22 protein-coding genes are annotated in these 24,182 nt (G+C 60.2%); 4 read left to right on the forward strand and 18 right to left on the reverse strand.

Features of this window, described 5'->3' with window-relative positions; translation table 11 throughout:
- Positions 1-23: 23 nt before the first annotated feature.
- The 8 genes from AACY45_RS00975 to minC all read right to left on the reverse strand — a co-directional run bounded on the left by AACY45_RS00975 (position 24) and on the right by minC (position 7,829).
- A complete protein-coding gene (locus tag AACY45_RS00975; protein ID WP_339543729.1) occupies positions 24-2,180 on the reverse strand; it encodes a mechanosensitive ion channel family protein in 2,157 nt (718 codons plus the stop codon).
- A gap of 78 nt (positions 2,181-2,258) precedes the next feature.
- Positions 2,259-2,435, reverse strand: a complete 177-nt coding sequence (locus tag AACY45_RS00980; RefSeq protein WP_174244590.1) for a hypothetical protein — start codon at positions 2,433-2,435, stop codon at positions 2,259-2,261.
- Positions 2,436-2,554: 119 nt separating this feature from the next.
- A complete protein-coding gene (locus AACY45_RS00985) occupies positions 2,555-3,844 on the reverse strand; it encodes a M18 family aminopeptidase (protein ID WP_339543730.1) in 1,290 nt (429 codons plus the stop codon).
- A gap of 96 nt (positions 3,845-3,940) precedes the next feature.
- A complete protein-coding gene (locus tag AACY45_RS00990) occupies positions 3,941-5,044 on the reverse strand; it encodes a hypothetical protein (RefSeq protein WP_339543731.1) in 1,104 nt (367 codons plus the stop codon).
- Between the two features lie 54 nt (positions 5,045-5,098).
- On the reverse strand, positions 5,099-5,734 hold the full coding sequence (locus tag AACY45_RS00995; protein ID WP_339543732.1) for an RluA family pseudouridine synthase: 636 nt from the start codon (positions 5,732-5,734) through the stop codon (positions 5,099-5,101).
- Positions 5,735-5,825: 91 nt separating this feature from the next.
- Positions 5,826-6,080, reverse strand: a complete 255-nt coding sequence (minE, locus tag AACY45_RS01000) for a cell division topological specificity factor MinE (protein ID WP_095167919.1) — start codon at positions 6,078-6,080, stop codon at positions 5,826-5,828.
- On the reverse strand, positions 6,080-6,892 hold the full coding sequence (minD, locus tag AACY45_RS01005) for a septum site-determining protein MinD (protein ID WP_095167921.1): 813 nt from the start codon (positions 6,890-6,892) through the stop codon (positions 6,080-6,082). Before minD ends, minE begins: the two co-directional genes overlap by 1 nt.
- 199 nt (positions 6,893-7,091) lie before the next feature.
- A complete protein-coding gene (minC, locus tag AACY45_RS01010; protein WP_339543733.1) occupies positions 7,092-7,829 on the reverse strand; it encodes a septum site-determining protein MinC in 738 nt (245 codons plus the stop codon).
- Between the two features lie 121 nt (positions 7,830-7,950).
- Between minC and AACY45_RS01015 the strand changes: the two genes are divergently transcribed.
- The 3 genes from AACY45_RS01015 to AACY45_RS01025 all read left to right on the forward strand — a co-directional run bounded on the left by AACY45_RS01015 (position 7,951) and on the right by AACY45_RS01025 (position 12,947).
- The gene (locus tag AACY45_RS01015; protein ID WP_339543734.1) at positions 7,951-8,883 is read left to right on the forward strand and encodes a lipid A biosynthesis lauroyl acyltransferase; all 933 of its coding nucleotides are present in this window, start codon (positions 7,951-7,953) and stop codon (positions 8,881-8,883) included.
- A gap of 46 nt (positions 8,884-8,929) precedes the next feature.
- Positions 8,930-10,096: a patatin-like phospholipase family protein gene (locus tag AACY45_RS01020; RefSeq protein WP_339543735.1), complete on the forward strand. Its 1,167-nt coding sequence runs from the start codon at positions 8,930-8,932 to the stop codon at positions 10,094-10,096.
- Positions 10,097-10,169: 73 nt separating this feature from the next.
- Positions 10,170-12,947: an RHS repeat domain-containing protein gene (locus tag AACY45_RS01025; RefSeq protein WP_339543736.1), complete on the forward strand. Its 2,778-nt coding sequence runs from the start codon at positions 10,170-10,172 to the stop codon at positions 12,945-12,947.
- A 75-nt stretch (positions 12,948-13,022) separates the two neighbouring features.
- On the opposite strand, the gene AACY45_RS01030 is transcribed toward AACY45_RS01025, so the two are convergent.
- The 8 genes from AACY45_RS01030 to puuE all read right to left on the reverse strand — a co-directional run bounded on the left by AACY45_RS01030 (position 13,023) and on the right by puuE (position 21,068).
- Positions 13,023-13,808 carry an outer membrane protein OmpK gene (locus AACY45_RS01030; RefSeq protein WP_339543737.1) on the reverse strand — a complete coding sequence of 262 codons (786 nt, stop codon included), beginning with the start codon at positions 13,806-13,808 and terminating at the stop codon, positions 13,023-13,025.
- A 376-nt stretch (positions 13,809-14,184) separates the two neighbouring features.
- A complete protein-coding gene (locus AACY45_RS01035; protein WP_339543738.1) occupies positions 14,185-14,970 on the reverse strand; it encodes an outer membrane protein OmpK in 786 nt (261 codons plus the stop codon).
- Between the two features lie 97 nt (positions 14,971-15,067).
- Positions 15,068-16,426 (reverse strand): nucleobase:cation symporter-2 family protein, encoded by a 1,359-nt coding sequence (locus AACY45_RS01040; RefSeq protein ID WP_339543739.1) that lies wholly within the window; start codon positions 16,424-16,426, stop codon positions 15,068-15,070.
- A gap of 140 nt (positions 16,427-16,566) precedes the next feature.
- Positions 16,567-17,868: a urate hydroxylase PuuD gene (locus AACY45_RS01045; protein ID WP_339543740.1), complete on the reverse strand. Its 1,302-nt coding sequence runs from the start codon at positions 17,866-17,868 to the stop codon at positions 16,567-16,569.
- Between the two features lie 50 nt (positions 17,869-17,918).
- Positions 17,919-18,422 (reverse strand): ureidoglycolate lyase, encoded by a 504-nt coding sequence (locus AACY45_RS01050; RefSeq protein WP_339543916.1) that lies wholly within the window; start codon positions 18,420-18,422, stop codon positions 17,919-17,921.
- 120 nt (positions 18,423-18,542) lie between these two features.
- Positions 18,543-19,538 carry an allantoicase gene (alc, locus tag AACY45_RS01055; RefSeq protein ID WP_339543741.1) on the reverse strand — a complete coding sequence of 332 codons (996 nt, stop codon included), beginning with the start codon at positions 19,536-19,538 and terminating at the stop codon, positions 18,543-18,545.
- A 91-nt stretch (positions 19,539-19,629) separates the two neighbouring features.
- On the reverse strand, positions 19,630-20,145 hold the full coding sequence (uraD, locus tag AACY45_RS01060) for a 2-oxo-4-hydroxy-4-carboxy-5-ureidoimidazoline decarboxylase (RefSeq protein WP_339543742.1): 516 nt from the start codon (positions 20,143-20,145) through the stop codon (positions 19,630-19,632).
- Positions 20,142-21,068, reverse strand: a complete 927-nt coding sequence (gene puuE / locus AACY45_RS01065) for an allantoinase PuuE (protein ID WP_339543743.1) — start codon at positions 21,066-21,068, stop codon at positions 20,142-20,144. Before puuE ends, uraD begins: the two co-directional genes overlap by 4 nt.
- Before the next feature lie 436 nt (positions 21,069-21,504).
- Between puuE and uraH the strand changes: the two genes are divergently transcribed.
- Complete coding sequence (uraH, locus tag AACY45_RS01070; protein WP_339543744.1) at positions 21,505-21,858, forward strand: hydroxyisourate hydrolase; 354 nt, start codon at positions 21,505-21,507, stop codon at positions 21,856-21,858.
- A gap of 139 nt (positions 21,859-21,997) precedes the next feature.
- On the opposite strand, the gene AACY45_RS01075 is transcribed toward uraH, so the two are convergent.
- Both AACY45_RS01075 and AACY45_RS01080 read right to left on the reverse strand, forming a co-directional pair.
- Positions 21,998-22,624 carry a LysE family translocator gene (locus AACY45_RS01075; RefSeq protein WP_095167942.1) on the reverse strand — a complete coding sequence of 209 codons (627 nt, stop codon included), beginning with the start codon at positions 22,622-22,624 and terminating at the stop codon, positions 21,998-22,000.
- Positions 22,625-22,688: 64 nt separating this feature from the next.
- On the reverse strand, positions 22,689-24,038 hold the full coding sequence (locus AACY45_RS01080) for an NCS2 family permease (RefSeq protein WP_339543745.1): 1,350 nt from the start codon (positions 24,036-24,038) through the stop codon (positions 22,689-22,691).
- Between the last annotated feature and the right edge of the window lie 144 nt (positions 24,039-24,182).

Raw genomic sequence — 24,182 nt, forward strand, 5'->3', positions numbered from 1 at the left:
CCCATCGCGAGCGAGGCGGGTGATCAATCCTTCTCGGTGCCACCGCCTGGGGTAATCACCTGGACGCTCATGCGTGGCGTCGCCAGGTCCAGCCCGGCCTCATCCATATGGCGCTTGAGCGACAGGTTGAACGCCCGCGACACTTCCCACTGCTTGATCGGCGCGGTCTTGAACCGGGCGCGCAGGATCGCACTGCCGGACTCGAAGCTCTCGACGCCCTGGATCTCCAGCGGCGACCAGATGTGGCGGCGTTGCAGCGGATCGTTGCGGATTTTCTGGCCAACGTCGCGCATCAGTTTGATCGCCTCGTCGATTTCCATGTTGTAGGGCACCGCCACGCGGAAGATGGCGTAGCCGAATTCCCGCGAGTAGTTCTTGATGCTTTTGATTTCGCTGAATGGGATGGTGTGGACGATGCCGTCGATGTCCCGCAGGCGTACGGTACGGATGGTCAGGCCTTCGACAGTGCCCAGGTGACCGCCGACGTCGACGTAGTCGTCGATGGCCAGGGAGTCCTCGATGATGATGAACAGCCCGGTGATCAGGTCGGCCACCAGCGACTGCGCGCCGAAACCGATGGCCAGGCCGATGACACCGGCACCGGCCAGCAACGGGGTGACGTTCATGCCCATGTTGGCCAGGGCGACGATCAGCGCAATGATGAAAATCGCGACGAACAGCACGTTGCGAATCAGCGGCATCATGGTCTGCGCGCGGGCGTTGGCCAGGCCTTTGCGCGAGCGGGTGAGGGCGTGGTGCACGGCGGTGTCGCTGAGGATCCAGATCAACCAGGCGAAAATCAGGGTGCCGGCCAGGCTGAACAATTTGACGCTGACGTCATGGCCTTCGCCTTCGGTGAAGCGGATCAGCGACATGCCCCAGACCCGCAGGCCCAGTTCGATGAACACCAGCCAGATCGCCAGGTGCACCAGGGTGTAGCAGAAGCTCTTGAGGCGTTCGGAATACAGTGCGTGGCGCTTGGCCCCGCGTTGCGGCTTGAGGGAATGCCGGCGAACCAGGCCGTTGATGACCATGCACACCACCAGCAGCACGGTGCAGATCAGCGCCTGGCGCAGGGCGGTGCTGGTATCGCCCGCCGAGACGAAGGTGGCAAACAGCGAGATTCCCACCAGCACCAGGGCCGGCAGGTACCAGAAGGTGCCGAGGATCTCGATCGTGTCGCTGAGGGCGCGGCGGGTCAGGCGTCGCGACAGCGGCTGGTTGCGGATCAGGTGCGCGATGGGGCGGCGGAAACGCAGGATGAACAGGCCGGTAAACAGCGCGGCCAGGACATTGGCGACGGTGGCGGTGGCGTGGGCCAGGTGGATTCCCAGGCTGGCCACCAGCCTGGGGTCGTTCAAGGCTTCGCCGAATGCGGCAAAGCTGCCGATCAGCCACAGCGGGCGGAAGGCCTGGTGTCGCAGGATGTACAACGCGCGGTGGCGGTGCGGACCGTCGAGCAGGGAAAAGGCGATCACGCAGATGGCCGAGAAACAGGTGCCCACGACCAGTGCGTAGGCCAGCACCATCGCCAGGTACTTGCCCAGGGAGGGCGGCAGCGCGTAGCTCATGTAGACGGTGATCACCAGGGCGATCAGCCAGGGCCCGAGCTTGCGCAGGGCGAAGCGCACCAGGTCCCAGGTCCGGGGGTGCTGGGGCAGTTCTTCGGTCAGGCCGAAGCGCATGCGCAAGCGGTGGCTGAACCAGATCAGGGCGGCGGCGAGCAGGCTCCAGAGCATCAGCACCACGGCAAAGCCGAAGATGATCGGCAGCCACTCGCTGGCCGGCAGCATCAAACCGCTGAACTCTTCCTGGGCCAGGTCAAATTCGTCGCTCCAGCGGGTGATCGGGCTGTCGGCGCCGGTGAGCTGTTTTTCCAGGCTCGACAGGGTGCCGCCGATCAGGCCCAGCACGCCTTCTTCGACCGGGGGCTGGGCTTTGTTCGTGGCATCGCGCAGTTTTTTCAAGTCAACCAGCAGCTTGGTCCGTTGCTGGTCGTTTTCCAGCGACTTGATCACCTCGTCCAGCGATTGCCCCAGGGGCTCGGTCGGTTCCGGCTGGGCCTTGCTGGAGCTGCCCAGCAGACTCGGCAAACCGACCGCCTGGGCCGATGCCATGGGCAGCAACAGCAGCAGGCAAATGAACAATGTGGACGGTAGGGCGAACAGGCGAGCAAACACTAGGCGGTCAACCTCAACAGGTGCAGGTTGACCGAGTGTACGAGGGGGGGAAACCCAATGCGAGTGTGGCGGGTGCTTTTATTCGTTGAGTTTGGCGAGGATCTTGATGACCACGGTGGCGAGAATCACCAGCATGCCGATCCACATCGAGAACACGCCAGCGTTCTTGTCACGAAAGTTGAAGCCGATGGCCAGCAGGATCATCCCCGACAGAATCGGAATGAGCATGGAGTTGAACAGCGACATCGAGATCATGGCGACAGCCTTAGAAAGGTTCAGGTTTAAGTTTAGGCGGCTTTTGCGTCAACAGGTGTGATGAATGTCAACGTCTGGGCAATCTGCGGCGAGGGCAGCAGCGCCCTCGCCGCGACGGGTCATGGCAATTCGCGGGAGGCGTAGAACGCGCTGAGCACTTTGACCAGGTGTACCAGGTCGTGGCTGCCGCACAGTTCGCGGATCGAATGCATGGCGAACGTCGGCAGGCCGATGTCCACGGTGCGTACACCCAGGTGGCTGGCCGTGATCGGACCGATGGTGGAGCCACACCCCATGTCGCTGCGCACCACGAAGCTCTGTACCGGGACCTCTTCGGCCATGCACAGGTGGCGGAAGAAACCGGCGGTTTCGCTGTTGGTGGCGTAGCGCTGGTTGCTGTTGACCTTGATCACCGGGCCGGCATTGAGTTTCGGGCCATGGTTGGCGTCGTGCTTGTCGGCGTAGTTCGGGTGAACGCCGTGGGCATTGTCGGCCGAGATCAGCAGGGATTTCTGAATGGTGCGCACGAACTCCTCACCCTCGGGCAGCAGGCGGCGCAGGGTTTGCTCCAGCATCGGGCCGTCGGCACCACAAGCGGAGCAGGAGCCGACTTCTTCGTGGTCGTTGGCGACAAACACGCAGGTCTCGTCGGTCTCGGCGCTCAGCAGCGCTTGCAGGCCGGCGTAGCACGACAGCAGGTTGTCCAAGCGCGCACCGGCAATGAAGTCGCCGTGCAGGCCAATCACCGCGGCGCTTTGGGTGTCGTAGAAGCTCAGTTCGTAGTCCAGCACCACGTCGGCGTTCAGGCCGTGTTCCAGGGCCAGTTGGTTGGTGAGCACGGCGCGGAAGTCGACGCGCTCGTCACCGGAAAATTGCGCAAGGATCGGTGGCAATTCGGTCTGCGGGTTGATCGCCCAGCCCTGATTGGCCTCACGGTTGAGGTGAATGGCCAGGTTGGGAATGGTGGCAATCGGCGCCTTGAAGTCGATCAACTGGCTTTCGACCTTGCCGTCACGGCGGAAGGTCACGCGTCCGGCCAGCGACAGGTCGCGGTCGAACCAGGGGGCAAGCAGCGCGCCGCCATAGACTTCGACGCCCAGTTGCCAGAACCCCTGGCGTTGCAATTCGGGTTGCGGCTTGACCCGCAGGCACGGGCTGTCGGTATGGGCACCGACCAGACGAATGCCGTCGTACAGCGGCGAGTTGCGCCCCAGCTTGATGGCCACGATCGAGGAGTCGTTGCGGGTGACGTAGTAACGACCGTTGGCTTCGGTCGTCCAGGGCTCGCGCTCGTCAAGGCGCTGATAACCCGCCGCTTCCAGGCGCTGGACCAGGCTGGCAGTGGCATGAAAGGGGGTAGGGGAGGCCTTGAGGAAGTCGATCAGGCCTTGGTTCAACTCTTCGCGCATAAGTAGCTCCAGACAGCAGTGCCGCGAGTTTAACGTATTGGCCCGATGCATTGGGCAAGTGCGTGTGGCGCACGACAATCGACTCGCGGCACAGGATCAATGTGCCAAACGCTTGCGCAGGTAGGCAATGATGGTTTGTTCGTCCGCCGATTTTGCCGGCTTGGGCAGGTGTTTCGGCCAGCGTCCCCGGTCGGGGCCGAAGAACTTTTTCTGCGCGCCTTCGTCCCAGCGCAGGATCTCCCGCGACGCCGATTCCCACCATTCATGGCGGCACACTTCGTAGTAGGGGTGCTCGGGGGCGGCACTGCCATAGAGCAGCGCGCGTCCGACCTTTTTCACCGCGCCACGCTTGTTGCGCAGCTTCCACTTGATGCGCAGGCGCTGCCATGGCGAGGGAATCGGCTTGCAGCGTGGTACCTCGGTGCACAGCATGGGCAGTTCGGTGCGGAACCGTTCGCCATGGAGGCTGAAGAAGTGCTTTTGCATGGCATGGAAAAAGCCCTTCTCCGCGAAGAAATGGTAGATGTAGCGGTTCGCTTCATGCACTGGCTTGTCGCGCATGGCGAAGGACAGGGCGATCTGTTCGATGGTGTGGATATCGAACGAGTCGCGGGTCCACTCGTCGATCAGGTCAATGGTGCGCGCAAGCAAGGGGTTGTCGCCGTCGGTAACGCCACACAGGCCACTGTTGTACAGCTTGAAGCCGTTGTCAGGCGTGACTTCATGGGGTTGCAGGCAAGTGCCCAGCTTGAGGTAGTCCGGGCGTTCGCAGACGGTGCGCCAGTCGTACTCGAAGCGATCCATCACGTACTGGCCGGGGCCAATGTGCTCGAACACCCGCTGGGGGTTGTCCAGGAACAGGGTGTCGGTGTCGACGAACAGGGTCTTGTGCGCCAGCGTCAGGCCGTAGGCAATGGCGCAGGCCTTGCGCCGGTGGTGATAGCCGTTGCTTCCCTGCCAGGCGGTCATGATCTCATCGCTCAGGGCGATGGTCTCGACCGGCCAGCCGGCATAGTTCTGGGGGCGATCGGTCAGGACCCGGATGCACAGCGGCTCGCCCTTTTTCAGTTGGGCCAGCGCCGTGAGAATGCTGAATTTGGCTTCGCGCCGGTACACGTCCTTGTCGCCGTAGACCAGATAGAGCAGTTGCTGCGGCGCTTTCTCAAGGGGCGTCGACGGTTGTGGGGAGTTACGCGTCATCGGTCCAGGCGTCCTTCAGGTTTCGACGGGTTGCTTGAAAGGGCTTCCAGGCGCTTAAAAGGGTGCTGGGCACTCAAAGCGCAGGCGTTCACCACTTTGCGGGTGGGTAAAGCTCAGCATGCTGGCGTGCAGGCACAGCCGAGGATACGCCGCCAGGGCTTGGGGGTGGGCGTACAGCCCGTCACCCAGCAGCGGATGGCCGATGGAGAGCATGTGCACGCGCAATTGGTGCGAGCGACCGGTAATCGGCGTCAACTCCACCCGGCACCAGTCGCCACAGCGTTCCAGCACGCGCCAGAAGGTCAGCGCGTGTTTGCCGAACTCGTGGTCGACCACGTGCCGTGGTTTGGTCGCAGGGTCGTAGCGCAGCGGCAGATCGATGCTGCCACTGTCCAGTTCCGGTTGGCCCCAGCACAGCGCAGTGTAGGCTTTTTCGGTTTCACGGTCGTGAAACTGCCGAGACAGTTCACGATGGGTGTCCGGGTCGCGGGCCAGCAGGATGATCCCCGAGGTTTCCCAGTCCAGGCGATGGACGATACGGGCTTCCGGGTAGCCGTTTTCCTGCAGGCGAGTAATCAGGCAGTCCTTGTTGTCATCGGCGCGGCCAGGCACCGAGAGCAGCAGGGTCGGCTTGTTCACCACCAGGACGGCGGCGTCCTGGTGGAGGATATGGATGTTGGACAACGGCATTAAAACAGCCTCGTAACAAACGCCAACGGCGGCTCAGGCCCCTCCAGCAAACCTGGGGGACCTGAGCCGCCGTGGCTCCAGCCGGATCGACTCAGCGATCTGGCAGGGTGATATTGAGTTCCAGAATCGAGCAGCTGCCCTGGTTTTCCAGTGCGACATGCACGTCGTCGGACCCGATATTGACGTACTTGCGGATCACCTCGACCAGTTCCTTTTGCAAGGCTGGCAGGTAGTCAGGGGTGCTACGCTGGCCGCGTTCATGCGCCACGATGATCTGCAGACGCTCTTTCGCTACCGACGCGGTGCTGGTTTTTTTGCTGGCGCGAAAGAAGTCAAAAAGATTCATTATCTACCTCCAAAAAGGCGCTCGAAGAATCCCTTCTTCTCAACATCAAGGAACCGGTGTTCCACGGTTTTGCCCAGCAGACGATCGACAGCGTCGCTGTACGCCTTACCGGCGTCGCTCTGGTCGTCGAGAATCACTGGTACGCCTTGGTTGGAAGCCTTGAGTACGGCTTGCGACTCTGGAATCACGCCGAGCAGGGTGACCGCCAGAATCTCCTTGACGTCTTCGACGCCAAGCATTTCGCCGTTGCTGACGCGCTCAGGGTTGTAGCGGGTCAACAGCAGGTGTTCCTTGATCGGGTCTTCGCCGTTTTCGGCGCGTCGCGATTTGCTGGCCAGCAGGCCCAGCATGCGGTCCGAGTCACGCACCGAGGACACTTCCGGGTTGGTCACGACAATCGCTTCATCGGCGAAGTACATGGCCAGGTGGGCGCCTTTCTCGATGCCTGCCGGGGAATCGCAGACCACGAATTCGAAATCTTCCTTGAGTGCCATCAGCACTTTTTCCACGCCTTCGACGGTCAGCGCGTCTTTGTCGCGGGTCTGACTGGCCGCCAGGACGTAGAGGTTCTCAAGGCGCTTGTCCTTGATCAGGGCTTGTTGCAGGTTGGCTTCGCCATTGACCACATTGACGAAGTCATACACCACGCGACGCTCGCAACCCATGATCAGGTCGAGGTTACGCAGGCCGACGTCGAAGTCGACGATGACTGTTTTGTGACCACGCAGAGCGAGGCCGGTACCGATAGCGGCGCTGGTGGTGGTCTTACCCACACCACCCTTGCCGGATGTAACCACGAGAATCTTGGCCAAGGTGTTTCACCCCTAAGGAAAAAGGACTTTTAGCCCCGAAAAACATCTCTTGAAAACTACTGCAGTCGGACAGCCTTGGCTGGAATCCGGCCTGGGGCAGGGTTTACCTCCGGTAAACACCGCTTTATGCCATTTTCCTACTTCGTTTGAGCCGTTTTCACTACGTTTTAGAGATGCTTGGAAAATGCGGCAGTATCCGTTAAAGCCGAATGATGTTCAACACGTCGCCCGACAGGCTGACTTGCACGCCGGCCCCCCAGAGCGGGTCGCGACGAAGATCTTCGGAAACCTTGTAATGACCGGCGATGGACAGCAGTTCAGCGCTCATTTGCTGACAGAAAATCCGTGCCTTGGTATCGCCCTTGACACCGGCCAGTGCACGACCGCGCATCGGCCCGTATACATGGATGTTGCCATCGGCCAGAAGTTCCGCCCCCGGGCTGACCGAGGACACTACCACCAGGTCGCTGCCCTGGGCGTAGATCTGCTGGCCGCCACGGACGGGCGAAGTGATGATGCGCGTCGGCTTGATGCTCGGCTCCGGTGGTTTTTCCGGCTTTTTGCGCGCTTCGCCTTCCAGCGGCTCCAGGGCGCGCTCGCGGGCACCCGACGGCGGCAATACCGGGAGGTCGACGGCAATGGCCGCGGCAATGTCTTCGATACGGCTGGCGCGGATGGCCAGGGTACGCAGGCCATGGTGGCGGCACACGCGCATCAGGGCGGGCAAGTCCACCGAGCCTTCGCTGGCTGGCAGTTTGTCCAGGGCCAGCACCAGCGGGGCGTTGCTGAAGAAATTGGGTGCCAGAGCAACCTTTGCAGCCAGCTGCCGGTCGAGGGTTTCCAGGTCATTGCGGGCCAGCTCCAGCACCGTAATGGCGAGCATGCTGCCCTTCAACTGGAACACGGGATCTTGGTCTAGCGGTTCGGTTTGGCTCATGGTTGGCATACAACGGCTTGTCACTAAAAGTGCCGAGACTTATAACGAGAACGCCCGCAGCCCGCAAGCGGGGTCGAACCGATGTAGAATGCGCGACCTTGTTGTCCGTCCGGAATCGTTAATGGATCGCCCGCAATTTCGAGCTGCATTTCTTTCGCCACGTTTTTGGCCGCTTTGGTGCGGTCTAGGGCTGCTGTGGCTGGTTGTCCAGTTGCCGTATTCGTGGCTGTTGCGCATTGGTCGCGTGCTGGGTGCTGGCATGTATCGGGTCGCCAGCGACCGCCGGCGCATCGCCAAACGTAACCTTGAGCTGTGTTTTCCCGAGAAAACTCCCGACGAACGCAAACGTCTGCTCAAGGAAAACTTTGCCTCCACCGGCATAGCCTTCTTTGAAATGGCCATGAGTTGGTGGTGGCCCCGCGAGCGTCTGGCGCGCCTGTCCCATGTCGAAGGGCTGGAGCACCTCAAGCAGGCCCAGCGCGATGGCCAGGGCGTGATCCTGATGGCCCTGCACTTCACCACCCTGGAAGTCGGTGCGGCGCTGCTGGGCCAGCAACACACCATCGATGGCATGTACCGCGAGCACAAGAACCCGCTGTTCGACTTCATCCAGCGCCGTGGCCGTGAGCGGCATAACCTCGACTCACTGGCCATCGAGCGCGAGGACGTGCGCGGCATGTTCAAGCTGCTGCGCGCAGGCCGGGCGATCTGGTACGCACCGGACCAGGATTACGGCGCCAAGCAAAGTATCTTTGTGCCGCTGTTTGGCATTCTCGCGGCCACGGTGCCGGCCACCAGCAAGTTCGCCAAGCTGGGCAAGGCACTGGTGGTGCCGTTCACCCAGGAGCGCCTGGCCGATGGCAGCGGTTACCGCCTGGTGATCCACCCGCCGTTCAGCGATTTCCCCGGGGGCAGCGACGAAGCCGACTGCATCCGCATCAACCAGTGGATCGAAAGCGCCGTCAGTGCCTGCCCCGAGCAGTACCTGTGGGCGCACCGGCGCTTCAAGAGCCGGCCGCCGGGCGAGCCGAAACTCTACGACAAACGTGGTTGAGCCAGCGGCTGCCTGCCGTCAATAACCAGCACCAGGGAGTGTGGCGATGAGTTCGGTTGAGCCGGTGACAGGGTTGATTCTTTCCGGCGGCGGGGCTCGGGCGGCGTACCAGGTGGGCGTGCTGGCGGCCATCGCGCAATTGTTGCCGGCCGGTGCCGCCAATCCGTTCCCGGTAATCGTTGGCACCTCGGCCGGGGCGGTCAATGCCGTCAGCCTGGCGGCCGGGGCCATGGACTTCACGGCCGCCATCGAGCGCCTGACCGCGTTCTGGCAGGGCTTTCGCAGCCATCAGGTGCTGCGCAGCGACTGGCCGGGCGTGATCAGCCAGGCCAGTCGTTTTGTCAGCCACAGCCTGCTGGGGATTGGCGCCAAGGTGCCGGTGGCGCTGCTCAACAGCTCACCTTTGGCTGATTTGCTCCACGCCAGGCTGGACCTGTCAGGCATCAACCAGGCCATCGCGCAAAAACAACTGCATGCCGTGGCCGTGACCGCTTTTGGCTACGAATCCGGACAGGCGGTCACCTTTTATCAGGGCGGTCGCAGCATCGCCCCCTGGTTGCGGCACCGGCGCATCGGCGTACCGACCCAGTTGAGCGTCGAGCACCTGCTGGCCAGTTCGGCCATTCCCCTGTTGTTTGCCCCGGTGAAGATCGGCAATGAGTACTTCGGCGACGGCGCGGTGCGCCAGTCGGCCCCGATCAGCCCGGCGCTGCACCTGGGGGCGAGCCGGGTGCTGGTGGTGGGGGTCAGCGGCAACCCGCGCGGCGTCGACCCCGACAACGCCCTGCGCACCTACACCGGCCAGCAGCCGTCCTTGGCGCAGATTGGCGGGCACATGCTCAACAGCACCTTCATTGACAGCCTGGAAAGCGACATCGAGTTGTTGCAGCGCCTGAACCAGTTCAGCCACTTGCTGCCCGATGGCACGCCGACCCGCGCCCTGGGTGTGGCACCGGTGGAAGTATTGGTGATTGCCCCGAGCCAGCCGATCGACGAAATCGCTGCGCGGCATCGCCAGGAGCTGCCGGCGGCGCTGCGCCTGTTCTTGCGCGGCCCGGGGGCAACCAAGACCAGCGGGGCAGGGGTGTTGAGTTACCTGCTATTCGAGGCGGGATATTGCAGTGAGCTGATCGAGCTCGGCCGGCGCGATGCCCTGGCCAAGCGGGAGGCGTTGTGTCGGTTTCTTGGGGTTTCGCTGCCTGAAATCGCTTGAACTGTCAGATCTGACAGTAGACGCCACCCTGGTTGTTCAAGCAGATTAAATCCCTCCAGCAGAGGGTTCGGTCATGGCCGCTTCGCATTGGATTGATGCTCACACACCGAGCGTGTCGGTGATGGATCCGCGCGGTTTGGCTGTGCGAAGTGTGGCCTATTACCGTCATCTGTTGAACCCATCCACCCAGGCACGCATCACTCGTCACCACTTCGACAATGCGGGACGACAGGTGGTGTCCTGGGATCCGCGCTTGTGGGGCACGGCAGCCCATCCCAACCTCGTCACGACTTTTAACCTGTCAGGTAAGCCTCTATTGGTCGACAGTGTCGATGCCGGCTGGCAGTTGAATCTGCCGGATCAGGCGGGTGTGATCCGTTCATTCTGGGATGGGCGCGGTAGTCAACGTCACACTGAATACGACGAACTGCAGCGTCCGACGCTCGTGTCGGAGCACATGCAGGATGAGTTACCCCGCACAGCAGAGCGTTTTGCCTATGGTGGTGCGGCCGATGAGTTGGCGCTGCATAACCAGTGTGGTCATCTGATCCGTCATGATCATCCGGCGGGCTCGCGCGGACTTTGTGAATACGCGGTGGGTAGTTTGCTGCTGTCAGAGCGGAGCCGTTTCATGCGCGATCTGGAGTCGGTGGATTGGTCTAGCGGATTTTTAGATGACTTGTTGGAAGATGAGGTTTTCGAGACGACGCAGCAGTATGGTCCTTTGGGGGAAATGCACAGTCAGACCGATGCAATGGGCAACGGCAGAACATTCATGTACGACCGGATCGGTCAGTTATCTGGAGCCTGGCTGAAACTGGAGGGTTCTCTGGATGCCCCCCGTTTGCTGGTCAGTGACATCCGCTACGACGCGTTCAGCAAGGTTGCAAGTGAGCGGGCTGGAAGCGGTGTAATCACTATTGCCCAATACGCGCCTGAGGATGGGCGTCTACTGCAGTTGCTTTCCTGCAATGGTGGGCCACTTCAACACTTAAGCTATGACTATGATCCGGTGGGCAACATCAGCAGTATTGAGGATAAGGTCGAGCTGACTCGCTATTTCAACAATCAACGCATCGATCCAATCACCCGATATCGCTATGACAGCCTTTATCAACTGGTCGAAACCACTGGACGAGAAGTAACCACGCCCGGTTGCGGCCCAGCACTGCCGGCTTGGCAGTCCATGCCGTTGGACCCCACTCGCTTGCGCAACTATACCCAGACGTTTAACTACGACACCGCAGGTAATTTGCAAACTCGCCATCACAGCCATGCAGCAACCTTCGAGATGTTCACCTCACCCCGCAGTAACCGTAGTGCGGCGGATAAGGAAAGCCTGGCTAATGGTTTTGATGCCAATGGCAATCAACTGGCATTACTGCGCGGGCAAAAAATGAACTGGGACATTCGAAATCAGTTGAGTCGCGTGACGATGGTCTGTCGCGATGACGGGCCTGACGATATCGAATTCTACTTCTACGACAGCCCTGGACATCGCTTGCGCAAGGTCCGGGTCACTGAGTCAGCGGCCCGTACACTGCGCACTGACGTTCGCTACTTGCCAGGCCTGGAAATTCACCGCGACACGGCCACTGATGAAGAACGGCATGTCGTCAGTGTCGAGGCGGGACGCAGTCAGGTGCGTGCTTTGCACTGGGTCAGCCAACTGCCCTCTGGCGTGGCTAATGATCAGCTACGTTATTGCCTGAGTGACCATCTCAATTCGTGCACGGTGGAGCTGGATGAGCGGGGGGCGTTAGTGAGTCGGGAATTCTATTACCCGTTTGGCGGCACGGCGTTGTGGTCCGGCTCCAGCGAGCTAGAGATGAAATACAAGACGGTTCGTTATTCAGGGAAAGAGCGAGATGCGACGGGGCTCTATTACTATGGGTATCGGTATTACGCACCGTGGTTGCAGCGTTGGATAAATCCTGATCCTGCGGAAGAAGTTAATGGCCTCAATGTCTATTCTTTCTGCGGTAATAACCCAGTCAGTCGTTTAGACCCCTCTGGGTTGTATTGGCCTGAGGTTGGGATTGCTTTTGGATATGGTTCTATCGGTGATTTAGAGTCTGTTGGAGGAGAGGATGCAGAGGGTTTGAGGGCATTGGTTAAAAGCGGCTACGATAACGCGATCGGAAGTTTAAATACTGTATTGGCTGAACTGGAGTTTACTAAGGAGGAGAGTGTGCCTGAGTTGGTCCTCGCCAGGGGGCTTGCGGTTGATAGCTTTGGTATGGATGTTGATTATGATGTTCTCATTTCCAACTTGAAAGGCGTCAGTAGATCATTGGAGTTTTACAGGGATAATTTGCAGTACAGTATGTTGGTTGAGCGTTCAAGTCCAGCAACTGTTATAAGTAATGCGTTGGGTGGAGCTAAAAAGTTATACGCAGGCGTCCGTGTGGTTCCTTTTGATCCAAGTAGACGAATGGCGATATCGCAGAAAGAACTAATGAGTGCGGATACGTTGCACGTTGCGCTGCTGCACGCTGCCACAATTGATACATTGGGTGCACATGAGGTTATGCCATTTGTAAGGGGCTATCCTATGGTGATGGATGGATTTTCACATCAGACACAATACGAATTGTGGGTGGGCAGTTTTGATTCTGAAATTGCATCACGTGCACGAGGTTATTTGTCTGGTGAAGTGCTTAAGCACTACTTTGGTAGTAAGTCGCAGCTGGGTATCGAGTTTGCAATGGCATTGGAGCCATCACGAAGAACAAGATTTTTAATGAAAGATGCCGGCTCGATTACTAACTATGTGGTCGAGGCGTTCTCCGCGTTGAGGCGAGTTAGTAATCGATTCGATATAGTGGAGGGACCTGCAACAAAAAGCTGAAATGGCAAATTTTGCCCTTCACCCGCTCTCGATGCGCGTGGGTGGGTGAAGGGTGAGCTGGCTGTCAGTTAAAACTCAGAAGTGCACCTTGACCAGGAAGCTGGTCACGCTCTGATCGGTCTTGAAGCCCTGGCTGTCTTCAATCCCGTATTTGTTTTTCCAGTAGTCATACTCCACACCGACGTACAACTGCTTCTCGCCCAGGTTCAGGGCCTTGCCCAGGTCGTATTTGACCTGTGGGTTGAAGTGCAGGTTGGCGTGGTATTCGCCTTTGTTGTTGACGTCGTTGTCGACCACCCAGTCCATGTAGCCGTCGATCAACACATCGGAGCGGCCCACAGGGAGGGTGTAGGACCACACTGGGGTGATCTGCCACACATCGTCACCCGGGCGATCGCCTTCGGTGTGGCGGTTGTAGAAGTTCAGCTGGAAGTAGTCGAAGCCCGGGATGGCCAGGTCGAAGCCAGGACCAATCAAGTAGGACTCAGTGTCGTTTTCGCCAAACTCGTAGGTCATGGCCAGCAGCACGTCCTTGATCGGGCCAAACTCGAATTTCTGGTCGAAGATCTTGCCCAGCGACAGCCGCGGCTGGAGTTCACCGTAGTAGGTGTTTTCACCGGCGAAGGCATCTTCTTTGCCGTTGTAGAAGATCTTGTCGATGAAGAAGAAGTTGTCGCCGTATTTCCAGGCGTCGGCGTGCTCGAAGGTCACGGTCTGCTGGATCCGCGGGTTGACTTGAAAGTCTTTGCCGTAGAGGTAAGTCAGGCTGTTGTTCTGCCACTGCAGCAGATCGCCGGCCATGGCCTGGCCCCCCGCCAACAAGGATCCGGCGAGCATCAGGCTAGTGCACGTACGTTTCATTCGGTTGCTCCCAAAGTAGGTGTTCCACGTTTTTTGACGGCGCTCTGGTGTGGCGCCTTTTTTCGTTGCTATAAAAACCATCCAATCGGTCAGCTTTACAGCTCTTAGCAAGAGCTGGGCCAAGGCTTTTAAAAAGGCAAAAAACGCCTGGCCGGCTGTTCGAAAACAGTCGATCAAGCGTCCATTGGGCTTTTGTTTGACTAGCCTCGTGACCGTCCAGGGCCGGGATAAGTTGGCTTTCTGGTCAGGAATTAAATCCAGGCTTTTTTTTATACCGGATTCAGACGGCCGCGGAGAATACTGGCTCCCGCGCCACGGCTCAAGCGCCCCGCAACAGCGCACCGGTATCAAACTTGGGGCACCATTGCGGGCCATTCTAGAAGTGCACCTTGATCAGCAGGCTGGCGGTGTTCTGGCGGGTGTCCAGGTTGGCGTTGTCCTGGATGCCGTATTTGTTTTTCCAGTAGCTGTATTCGGCGCCGACGTAGATCTGTTTGGTCGGGCCGTTGAGGGCCTTGCCCAGGTCGTACTTGATCTGCGGGTTGAGGTGCAGGTTGGCGTGATAGGTGCCGCGCGAATTCTGGTCGTTGTCCACGACCCAGTCGAGGTAGCCGTCGATCAGCACGTCGGAGCGGCCTGCGGGAATGGTGTAGGACCAGGTCGGGGTGATCTGCCAGACGCCGTCACCCGGACGCGGCCCTTCGGTCTGGCGCCGGTAGAAGTTCAGGGTCACGTAGTTGAACCCGGGTACCGCCAGGTCAAAGCCGGGGCCGATCAGGTAGGCTTCGCTTTCGCCTTCGCCGTACTCATAGGTCATGGCCAGCAGCACGTCCTTGATCGGACCCAGTTGCAGTTTCTGGTCGAAGATCTTGCCCGCTGACAGGCGTGGGCTGAACTCGCCGTAAAAGCTGTGGGGGCCTTTGTTGGGGTCTTCCTTGCCGTTGTAGAAGATCTTGTCGACGAACAGAAAGGTGTCGCCGTACTTCCAGCGGTCGGCGTGCTCAAAGGTCACGGTCTGCTGGATCGATGGGTTGACCGCAAAATTCTTGCCGTACAGGTAGCTCAGGCTGTTGGTTTGCCACAACAGCAGATCGCCGGCCATGGCCTGGCTCGCGGCCAACAGGCTTGCGCCCAACAGCAGGCTTGTGTGTGTACGAATCATCTGTTGCCCCCTTTTTGTTTTTATTGTTTGTCTTGCAGGCAGCCGCCAACCGGTAGGCGCTGGCAAGCCAGCGCCTACAAGGGATCATGCGTTTGTGTCAGTGCGGGTGAGCGGCGCAATCGTTGATGGCAGCCCGTTCGCTGCCACCCAAGATGTTGAACAACAGGTTCAGCGTCAGCGCGCTGAGGGTGGCCATGGCAATGCCGCTGTGGGTGATCGGGCTCATCCACAAGGGCAGGTGGGCGAAGAACTCCGGACGGACCACCGGGATCAGGCCCATGCCGATACTGACCGCGACCAGCAATTGATTGCGCCGGTCGGCGATGTCGGCTTCCTGGAGGATCTTGATCCCGGTGGCGGCGACCATGCCGAACATGGCGATGGCCGCTCCGCCCAGCACTGCCGACGGAATCGAGGCCACCAGGAACGCGGCCTTGGGCAGCAGGCTCAGGAGGATCAGCAAGCCGCCGGCAACGATGGTGACCGAGCGGCAACGCACGCCGGTCATTTGCACCAGGCCGATGTTCTGGGCAAACGAGGAGTGAGTGAAGGTGTTGAGGAAGCCAGCAAAGAACGAGGCGCCGGCATCACACAGCAAGCCGCGGCGCAGCATGCGCGGGCAGACTTCCTGGCCGGTGATCTTGCCCAGCGCCAGGAACATCCCGGTGGACTCGACGAAGATGATCACCACCACCAGGCACATCGACAGGATCGGCGCCAGTTCAAACTTGGGCATGCCGAAGTGCAGGGGCGTGACGATCTGCACCCAGGGCGCCTGGGTCATGCCGCTGAGGTCGACCATGCCCAGCAGGCCACAGAGGATGTAGCCCAGGGCCATGCCGATCAGCACTGAAATGTTGACCCAGAACCCGCGCATGAAGCGGTGCACCAGCAGGATAGTGCCCAGTACCAGGGCGGCGATGGTCAGGTAGATGGGGGAACCGAATTGTGCGGCGGAACTGCCGCCGCCTGCCCAGTTCACCGCAACGGGGAACAGCGACAAACCGATCGAGGTGATGACAGTGCCGGTCACCAGGGGCGGGAAGAAGCGCACCACCTTGGACATGAACGGTGCGATCAGCATGCCGAAGAACCCCGCGGCAATGGTCGCGCCGAAGATGCCCTGCAGGCCGATGCCAGGCATGCCGGCCATGGCCACCATGCTGCCGACCGCCGCGAAGCTGGCGCCCATCATCACCGGCATGCGAATGCCCATGGGGCCGATGCCCAGTGACTGGACGATGGTGGCGATCCCGGCGACGAGCAGGTCGGCATTGATCAGGAAGGCGATTTCTTCACGACTCAGGCCGGCGGCCTGCCCGATGATCAGCGGCACCGCGATGGCGCCGCCGTACATCAGCAGGACGTGTTGCAGACCTACCAGGATCAGTTGCAACAACGGCAGGCGCGCGATGGCGGGTGCGTCGGGGATGCGCGCTTCGGATGACACGGACATGCAACACCTCGGATCTTTTTTATTCTTGTGATTTTGTGCAGCAGGGAGGACCGCGGCGCGGCCAATCGCTGGCAAGCCAGCTCCCACAGGATTTAGGTGATCCTTGTGGGGGCTGGCTTGCCAGCGATGCTTTTCGCTACTTAATTGGTCTGGGCTCCCTGCACGATCCAGGCACCGATCAGGTCACGTTCCTGCTGGGTCATCTGGGTGATGTTGCCCAGTGGCATGATCTGCGTGGTGACCGCCTGGGCCTGGATGCGCGCGGCGTTCTGGCGGATCTGCTCGGGTGTGTCGAGCATCACGCCGCCCGGGGCGGCACTGAACAGCGGGCTGGTGGGCTTGGCCGAGTGACAGACTGCGCAACGTTCCTGGATCACGCTGTGCACCTTGTCGAAGCCAGGACCGGCATTGGATGCCTGGACCGGGGCTGCCGCAGGGGCAGCGGCTTGCGTGGCTTCAGCCGGTTTCGCACCACCACCGACGGCGGTTTCCGGCAGTGGCTGGTACTCGATCTGCGCGGGAGCCTTGGCCACCTCCGGGCGGGTCATCGGCGCAGGGCCGGTGACGTATGCCAGGCTGATCATGCCGACGGCCGCAACCGGCAGGGTCCAGGCGAACTTGTGACTGTCGTGGCGGGTGTTGAAGTAGTGACGCACCAACACCGCCAGCACCGCGATCCCGGCCAGGATCAACCAGTTGTACTGGCTGCCGTAGGTGCTCGGGAAGTGGTTGCTGATCATGATGAACAGCACAGGCAAGGTGAAGTAGTTGTTGTGCCGTGAACGCAGCAGGCCCTTGGCCGGCAGGGCCGGATCCGGCGTGCGGTTCTCGGCGATCGCCGCCACCAGTGCCCGTTGTGCCGGCATGATGATGCGGAACACGTTACCCACCATGATGGTGCCGATGATGGCGCCCACGTGCAGGTACGCCCCCCGGCCGCTGAACACCTTGCTGAAGCCGTAGGCCGCGCCGATGATCAGTACGAACAGGATGAAACCCAGCAGGGCAGGGCGTTTGCCCAGGGCCGAGTCGCACAGGAAGGAGTAGATGAACCAGCCGGCGAACAATGAGCCGATGCCCAGCAGGACCCCTTCAGGACCGCTCAGGCTGCTGCCCGGTGCCAACAGGTAGAGGGTCGGGTTGGAGTAGAACACCACGCACAGCAGCGCGACCCCCGACAACCAGGTGAAGTAGGCTTCCCACTTGAACCAGTGCAGGTTGTCCGGCATGGTCGGTGGAGCCAGTTTGTATTTCTCCAGGTGGTAGATCCCACCACCGTGGATCGCCCACAGATCGCCTGCCAGACCACTCTTCGGGTTGACCCGATTGAGGTTGTTTTCCAGCCAGACAAAATAGAACGACGCGCCGATCCAGGCCACGCCAGTGATCATGTGAACCCAGCGCACGCTCAGGTTCAGCCATTCGAACAGATGTGCTTCCACAGTCTTTACCTCTCGCCTGTCACTCTGTCGTCGAGTGATCAGACCTTCTCTTATTGGTGGGGGGCGAGGATCAAACGCTCATCCTCTTTGAAAAAATGCTCATCGCAGTTATTGCCTGTGCCACTGCGATCAACCACCAGGAAGTCATCCCGCTTTTCGATCGTCAGCACCGGGTGGTGCCAGACGCCGCGATGGTAATTAATGCCCTGCCTGCCGTTGGTGACGAAGGCGCGGACCAAGCCTGATACAGGTTCATCGCCAATGGGCGCGACCACGATCAGAAAGGGGTTGCCGAGCAGCGGAATGAAAGCCTGGCTGCCCAGCGGATGGCGCTCCAGCATGCAAACGGTCAGCGGCATGTCCTGCGCGTCGGCGCGGAAGATGCTGATGATCGCCTTGTCCTCTGGCGTGGCGGTTTCCACCGTCGCCAGTTTGTGAAAGCGCATGGTCGAACCGTTGTTGATCATGAAGTGATCGCTGCCGTCGGTTTCGATCACGTCACCGAAAGGGGCAAAGGCTTCTTTGGTCAGGGGTTCAATCGTCAATGTGCGCATGCTGGTCTTCTTATCCGAATTCTGTGTTGTTGGTTCTATTGCCATGGCGAGCAAGCTCGCTCCCACAGGGGAATGCATTTCAAATGTGGGAGCGAGCTTGCTCGCGATTGGCCTCAGCGCTTACTTCGCTACCTTGCCGAGAACGCGCAGGCGGCTCACACCGCCGTCCGGGAATACGTTCAGGCGGATGTGGGTGATCGGGCCCAGGGCCTTGATCTGCTCGGCGAAGGTGTGTTCGGCGTGCATTTCCAGCTTCTGTGCCGGCAACAGTTCGCGCCAGAACAACGACTGGGTTTCGATCTGGCTGTCGGTACCGCCCTTGACGAACGCGCCCTGGATCGAGCAAGTGTCTGGGTAGTTGCCCTTGAAGTGCAGGGTGTCGACGACGATTTTCTCGATTTCGCCCGGGTGGCCCAGGGCGACGATCACCCAGTCATTGCCAGGTGTACGGCGACGGGCTGTTTCCCAGCCATCGCCCATGTTGATCCCGCGGCCCGGGTTGAGGATGTTGCTCATGCGGCCGAAGTGTTCATCGGAGCAGGCCAGGGCACGACCGCCATTCAGGGCGGCAGCCAGGTCAACCTGCTCGTTGTCGCCAACGGCCGACCAGTCGCGGAACGGAATGCCGTACACACGCAGACGGGCCACACCGCCATCGGGGTAGATGTTGAAACGCAGGTGGCTGAACGACTGGTCGTTGTTGATTTCGTGGAAGTGGTGGCTGTTGCCCTGCAGTTCGACAGCCGACAGGACTTCGGTCCACTGGGTGTTTTCGTCCGGCTCGCCGGAGGCCAGGAAGCAGGCTTCGAGGGAGGCCGAGGGCGGGAAGTTGCCGGTGAAGAATGAAGTGTCGATGTCCACACCCTTGATCGAGCCTGGTACACCCAGGCGGATCACAGCGCTGTCGTAGCCTTCGAAGCGCTTGCGGCGCGACTCCCAGCCGTCCATCCACTTGCCGTTGTCATCGAACACGCCCTCCTTCCATACGGCCGGGGTTGGCTGGAACAGACGGTTGGCGTCGGCGAACCAGTCATCGGTGACCGAGATGATCTTGGTGCCCAGGCGGGCGTCTGCCAGGTTGACGAACTTCTCGAAAGGTACGGCGTAAGCGTTCATTCTTCTTGTCTGCCTTTAATTGGTTGGCTTGGGATGCTTGCCCGGCCCCGCGGCTGTCTCGGCGTTCATGAGCCAGCCTGGGCCGGGATTGCTATAGGGTCAGTAAGCGGAACAGGGCGATCTTGTTAATCTGCGCCAGCGCGCACTTGAACTCGGTGTCGACCGGGTTGTGGATGCGCGTTTCGAACGCTGCGAGGATCTGATGCCGGTTGCTGCCTTTTACCGCCATGATGAAGGGAAACTTGAACTTGGCTTTGTAGGCGTCGTTCAGCTCGGTGAAGCGAGAAAACTCTTCGGCCGTGCATTGGTGAATACCGGCGCCGGCTTGTTCATGGGTGCTGGCTTCGGTCAGTTGGCCCTGGACGGCCGCACGGCCGGCCAGGTCCGGGTGAGCGTTGATCAGCGCAAGCTGGCTTGCGTGATCGGCGCTCAACAGAATGTCGCTCATGCGCTGGTGCAGGGTCTCGATCTCATCGATCGTCGGGTCCTGGCCCAGGTCGAAGGCCTTTTCGGCCACCCATGGCGAATGTTCGTAGATATCGGCGAAAGCGCTGACGAAGGCGTCACGGCTCAGGCTCGAAGGTTTCAGCGTTTGAAAGGTGGTCATTTCGACGCCCCGGGGTGTGGGTGGGTTTGTTGCCAGTGGCGAGCGATGTCGACGCGGCGGCTGAACCACACCTGTTCATGACTTTTAGCGTATTCGATAAAGCGTTTGAGCGAAGCCAGGCGCGCCGGACGGCCGATCAGGCGGCAGTGCAGGCCGATCGACAGCATCTTCGGCGCCTCGGCGCCTTCGGCGTAGAGCACGTCAAACGCATCCTTGAGGTATTCGAAGAAATCGTCGCCCTTGTTGAAACCCTGGACCTGGGTAAAACGCATGTCGTTGGTGTCCAGGGTGTAGGGAATCACCAGGTGCGGCTTGCCGGTAGGGTTGTTCGGTTCCCAGTAGGGCAGGTCGTCGTCGTAGGTGTCGCAGTCGTAGAGGAAACCGCCTTCTTCCATCACCAGTCGCCGGGTGTTCGGGCCGGTGCGGCCGGTGTACCAGCCCAGTGGGCGCTCGCCGGTGATTTCGGTGAGGATGCGGATGGCTTCGAGCATGTGCTCGCGCTCTTGCGCTTCGTCCATGTACTGGTAGTCGATCCAGCGATAGCCATGGCTGCAGATCTCGTGGCCGGCCTCGACCATGGCGCGGATCACGTCCGGGTGGCGCTGGGCGGCCATGGCCACGGCGAAGACGGTCAGCGGAATGTCGAATGCCTTGAACAACTTGAGAATCCGCCAGACGCCGGCACGGCTGCCATACTCGTACAGCGACTCCATGCTCATGTTGCGCTCGCCCTGCAGCGGTTGCGCCGAGACCATTTCCGAGAGGAAGGCTTCCGATTCTTTGTCGCCGTGCAGGATGTTGCGCTCGCCGCCTTCTTCGTAATTGAGCACGAAGGACAGGGCGATGCGGGCATTGCCCGGCCAGTGTGGGTGGGGAGGGTTACTGCCGTAACCGATCAGGTCGCGTGGGTAGTCAGCGCTCACTGCAGTCTTCCTTCTTATTCGAGTTTGCTTATTCGCGATAAGGGGTGGTGTGGCGGCCTGGTGGTGAGGTGACAGGCTGGCGTCACAGCGATGGAGTGATTGTATACAACTTTATATGCGCTTTGTAAGCCTGATTTTTTCCATTTTTCACTCACTTCCGTCTTCAAGTGTTCCTGCAAGAAACCTGCCTGACTGGTCAACTCGTGGATTGGAGGTCGTTGTTGGCTGTGGTTTTGCGGATAAACGAGGCGAGACGGGGAGGCGGGAAGCCTTGGGAGAAAAAGTGATTATTATTGTGTACAATTTTTATTGAAAGTGTCTTAATCAGCTCCTCGCCGCAGCTTTTCGTGCTCCGAAAGGGTGCGGTCTCCTTTTCAACTGACTTCGGGAGGCGCGAGGCCTGGCTGCCGTACATGCGGGCAGGCGCGCAGAATCAATGGGACGTTTGACTACTCACGTTTTGGATGCAGCACACGGTTGCCCGGGCAGCTCGATCAAGGTCGAGTTGTACCGCGTTGAGGGGGCGCAGCTGGAATGGGTCGCCAGCACACTGACCAACAGCGATGGCCGTTGTGATGCGCCCTTGTTGCAAGGCGATGACTACCGGTCCGGGGTCTATCAGTTGCAGTTTCATGCCGGCGACTACTACCGCGCCCGCGGTGTCCAGTTGCCGGAGCCGGCGTTCCTGGATGTGGTGGTACTGCGCTTTGGCATCTCGGCCGAGCAGGATCACTACCATGTGCCGCTGCTGATCTCGCCGTACAGCTATTCGACCTACAGAGGAAGCTAGATCCCCCAAGAATCTGCGCAAAAAGCTTCTTTGGTCTTTCGCCCGCTCACACTGCGGGCTTTTTTTCGCCCTGGAAAAATGTGGCGCCGGTGCTGACGCCATCGCTAGCAGGTTAGCCTGCTAGCGATGCTTTTTGCTGTTAGCGGCTCAACAGCGAGGCCGCGCCGGCGCCACTGAACAAGCCGGCGCTGATCCGGTTGAACCAGCTTTGCCCCTTGCCACTGCGCAGGTAGCGCGCGGCCCCATGGGCGCCAAGGCCGTAGGCCAGCTTGCAGCACAGGTCAAGCAGGGTCCAGGTGACGATCATGATCAGCAACTGCGGCAGGAACGGCTGCTGTGCGCTGAGGAACTGGGGCAGGAAGGCGGCAAAGAACAGGATGTCCTTGGGGTTGCTCGCCCCCAGCACAAAGGCGCGCCCGAACAGTGCGCGAAAGCGCGGCACGGCTGCCGCCTGGGGGACTTCGGTGGCGTGAGCCGGTTGCCGGGATTGCTGCCAGCTCTGCCAGGCGAGGTAGAACAGGTACAGGGCGCCGACGATCTTCAGGGCGCTGAACAGTTGTTCCGAGGCCAGCAGCAGCGCGCCAAGGCCCAGGGCCGAGGCGCTCAGCAGGCAGATCGAGGCAAATACCCCACCGAGAAACGCCGGGTAAGAGCGGCGTAAACCGTAGTTCAGGCTGTTGCTGATCATCAATAACGACAAGGGGCCCGGGATCAGGATTACGACCAGGGCGGCGCCACTGAACAGCAGCCAGGTTTCCAGACTCATCACTTTCCTCCATGTGTGCAAAAGCCCCACCCGACGGGGTGAGGCTGGGTGAAACTCGAAACGCTTACAAGAAAATGAACTTGGCGATAAAGATCGCGCAAAGAACCCACAGGCTGACAGAAATTTCCTTGTACTTGCCCGTACCGGCTTTCAGGGCCACGTACGTGATAAAGCCCAGCGCGATGCCATCGGCGACCGAAAAGGTCAGGGGCATCATGATCGCGGTAACGATCGCCGGAATGCTGTCGGTGGCCTCGTCCCACTCGATGTGCGCCATGCCGCCCATCATCAGCATCGCCACGTAAATCAATGCACCGGCGGTGGCGTACGCTGGAATCATGCCTGCCAGCGGAGCGAAGAACATCGCGGCAATGAATAGCACGCCCACGGTCACCGCGGTAAGACCGGTGCGACCACCTGCAGCAACACCCGCGGCACTTTCCACATAGCTGGTGACTGGAGGCACGCCGACCACCGCGCCAAATACGCTGGAGGCACTGTCGGCCTTCATCGCGCGGGAGAGGTTTTCGATTTTGCCGTCTTCACCCACCAGGTTGGCCCGTTGCGCGACACCCATCAGGGTCCCGGCGGTGTCGAACATGTGCACGAAGAGGAACGCCAGCACCACGCTGATCATGCTGACGTTGAACACGCCGGCGACGTTCATGGCCATCCAGGTCGGCGCCAGGCTCGGCGGGGCGGACATGATGCCCCCGTAGTGCACCAGGCCCAGGCCCCAACCGGCCAGGGTCACGGTGATGATACTGATGAGGATGGCGCCGAAGACCCGGTGATAGCTCAAGATGGCGATCATCAGGAAGCAGATGGCCGCCAGCAGCGGACCCGGCTCGTGCAGGGCGCCGAGCTTGATCAGGGTGGCCGGGCTGTCGACCACGATGCCGGCGGTCTTCAAGCCGATCAGTCCGAGGAACAGGCCGACACCGGCACCCATGGCATAACGCAGGCTCACGGGAATGCTATTGAGCAGCCATTCACGGATTCGCGAGAAGGTCAGGATCATGAACAACACACCGGAGACGAACACCGCGCCCAGTGCGGTTTCCCAGTTGTAGCCCATGGTCCCGACCACGGTGTAGGTAAAGAATGCGTTCAGGCCCATGCCTGGGGCCAGGCCCACTGGCCAGTTGGCGTACAGTCCCATCAACAGGCAGCCCAGCGCTGCAGCGATGCAGGTGGCGACAAAGGCCGCGCCGTGATCGATGCCGGCGTCGGCCATGATGTTCGGGTTGACGAAGATGATGTAGGCCATGGTGATAAAGGTGGTCAGGCCGGCGATCAGTTCGGTCTTCACCGTGGTGCCATGCACGCTGAGTTTAAACAGGCGCTCCAGCCAGCCGGTGCGTAAGGGCGGCGAGAGGTCCAGCGTCGATGCTTCGGATTTGCGGCTTTCCACAGCGAGTACTCCTCAAGAGTTTTATTGTTATTTCCAGGGCCGGACACAGAGGTGGGTCGCGGCTCTTTGAGGCACTTGCGAATTTGTTGACCGCTTGGTCAGGAACTCGCACGAAGCGAATTATGCTTTTGTATACAAATAAAG

Origin of the sequence: Pseudomonas sp. RA_35y_Pfl2_P32 (assembly GCF_963970735.1) — a bacterium.
Lineage (GTDB): Bacteria > Pseudomonadota > Gammaproteobacteria > Pseudomonadales > Pseudomonadaceae > Aquipseudomonas.

What these genes read in the sequence shown, in the direction of transcription:
- minC (WP_339543733.1), bottom strand. Translation starts at nt 7,829, where the DNA reads ATGAGCCAAACCGAACCGCTAGACCAAGATCCCGTGTTCCAGTTGAAG.
- AACY45_RS00990 (WP_339543731.1), bottom strand. Translation starts at nt 5,044, where the DNA reads ATGACGCGTAACTCCCCACAACCGTCGACGCCCCTTGAGAAAGCGCCG.
- AACY45_RS01020 (WP_339543735.1), top strand. Translation starts at nt 8,930, where the DNA reads ATGAGTTCGGTTGAGCCGGTGACAGGGTTGATTCTTTCCGGCGGCGGG.
- uraD (WP_339543742.1), bottom strand. Translation starts at nt 20,145, where the DNA reads ATGACCACCTTTCAAACGCTGAAACCTTCGAGCCTGAGCCGTGACGCC.
- AACY45_RS01015 (WP_339543734.1), top strand. Translation starts at nt 7,951, where the DNA reads ATGGATCGCCCGCAATTTCGAGCTGCATTTCTTTCGCCACGTTTTTGG.
- uraH (WP_339543744.1), top strand. Translation starts at nt 21,505, where the DNA reads ATGGGACGTTTGACTACTCACGTTTTGGATGCAGCACACGGTTGCCCG.
- AACY45_RS01075 (WP_095167942.1), bottom strand. Translation starts at nt 22,624, where the DNA reads ATGAGTCTGGAAACCTGGCTGCTGTTCAGTGGCGCCGCCCTGGTCGTA.
- AACY45_RS01025 (WP_339543736.1), top strand. Translation starts at nt 10,170, where the DNA reads ATGGCCGCTTCGCATTGGATTGATGCTCACACACCGAGCGTGTCGGTG.
- AACY45_RS01035 (WP_339543738.1), bottom strand. Translation starts at nt 14,970, where the DNA reads ATGATTCGTACACACACAAGCCTGCTGTTGGGCGCAAGCCTGTTGGCC.
- AACY45_RS00985 (WP_339543730.1), bottom strand. Translation starts at nt 3,844, where the DNA reads ATGCGCGAAGAGTTGAACCAAGGCCTGATCGACTTCCTCAAGGCCTCC.
- AACY45_RS01030 (WP_339543737.1), bottom strand. Translation starts at nt 13,808, where the DNA reads ATGAAACGTACGTGCACTAGCCTGATGCTCGCCGGATCCTTGTTGGCG.
- AACY45_RS01050 (WP_339543916.1), bottom strand. Translation starts at nt 18,422, where the DNA reads ATGCGCACATTGACGATTGAACCCCTGACCAAAGAAGCCTTTGCCCCT.
- AACY45_RS00980 (WP_174244590.1), bottom strand. Translation starts at nt 2,435, where the DNA reads ATGATCTCGATGTCGCTGTTCAACTCCATGCTCATTCCGATTCTGTCG.
- minE (WP_095167919.1), bottom strand. Translation starts at nt 6,080, where the DNA reads ATGAATCTTTTTGACTTCTTTCGCGCCAGCAAAAAAACCAGCACCGCG.
- AACY45_RS00995 (WP_339543732.1), bottom strand. Translation starts at nt 5,734, where the DNA reads ATGCCGTTGTCCAACATCCATATCCTCCACCAGGACGCCGCCGTCCTG.
- AACY45_RS01040 (WP_339543739.1), bottom strand. Translation starts at nt 16,426, where the DNA reads ATGTCCGTGTCATCCGAAGCGCGCATCCCCGACGCACCCGCCATCGCG.
- alc (WP_339543741.1), bottom strand. Translation starts at nt 19,538, where the DNA reads ATGAACGCTTACGCCGTACCTTTCGAGAAGTTCGTCAACCTGGCAGAC.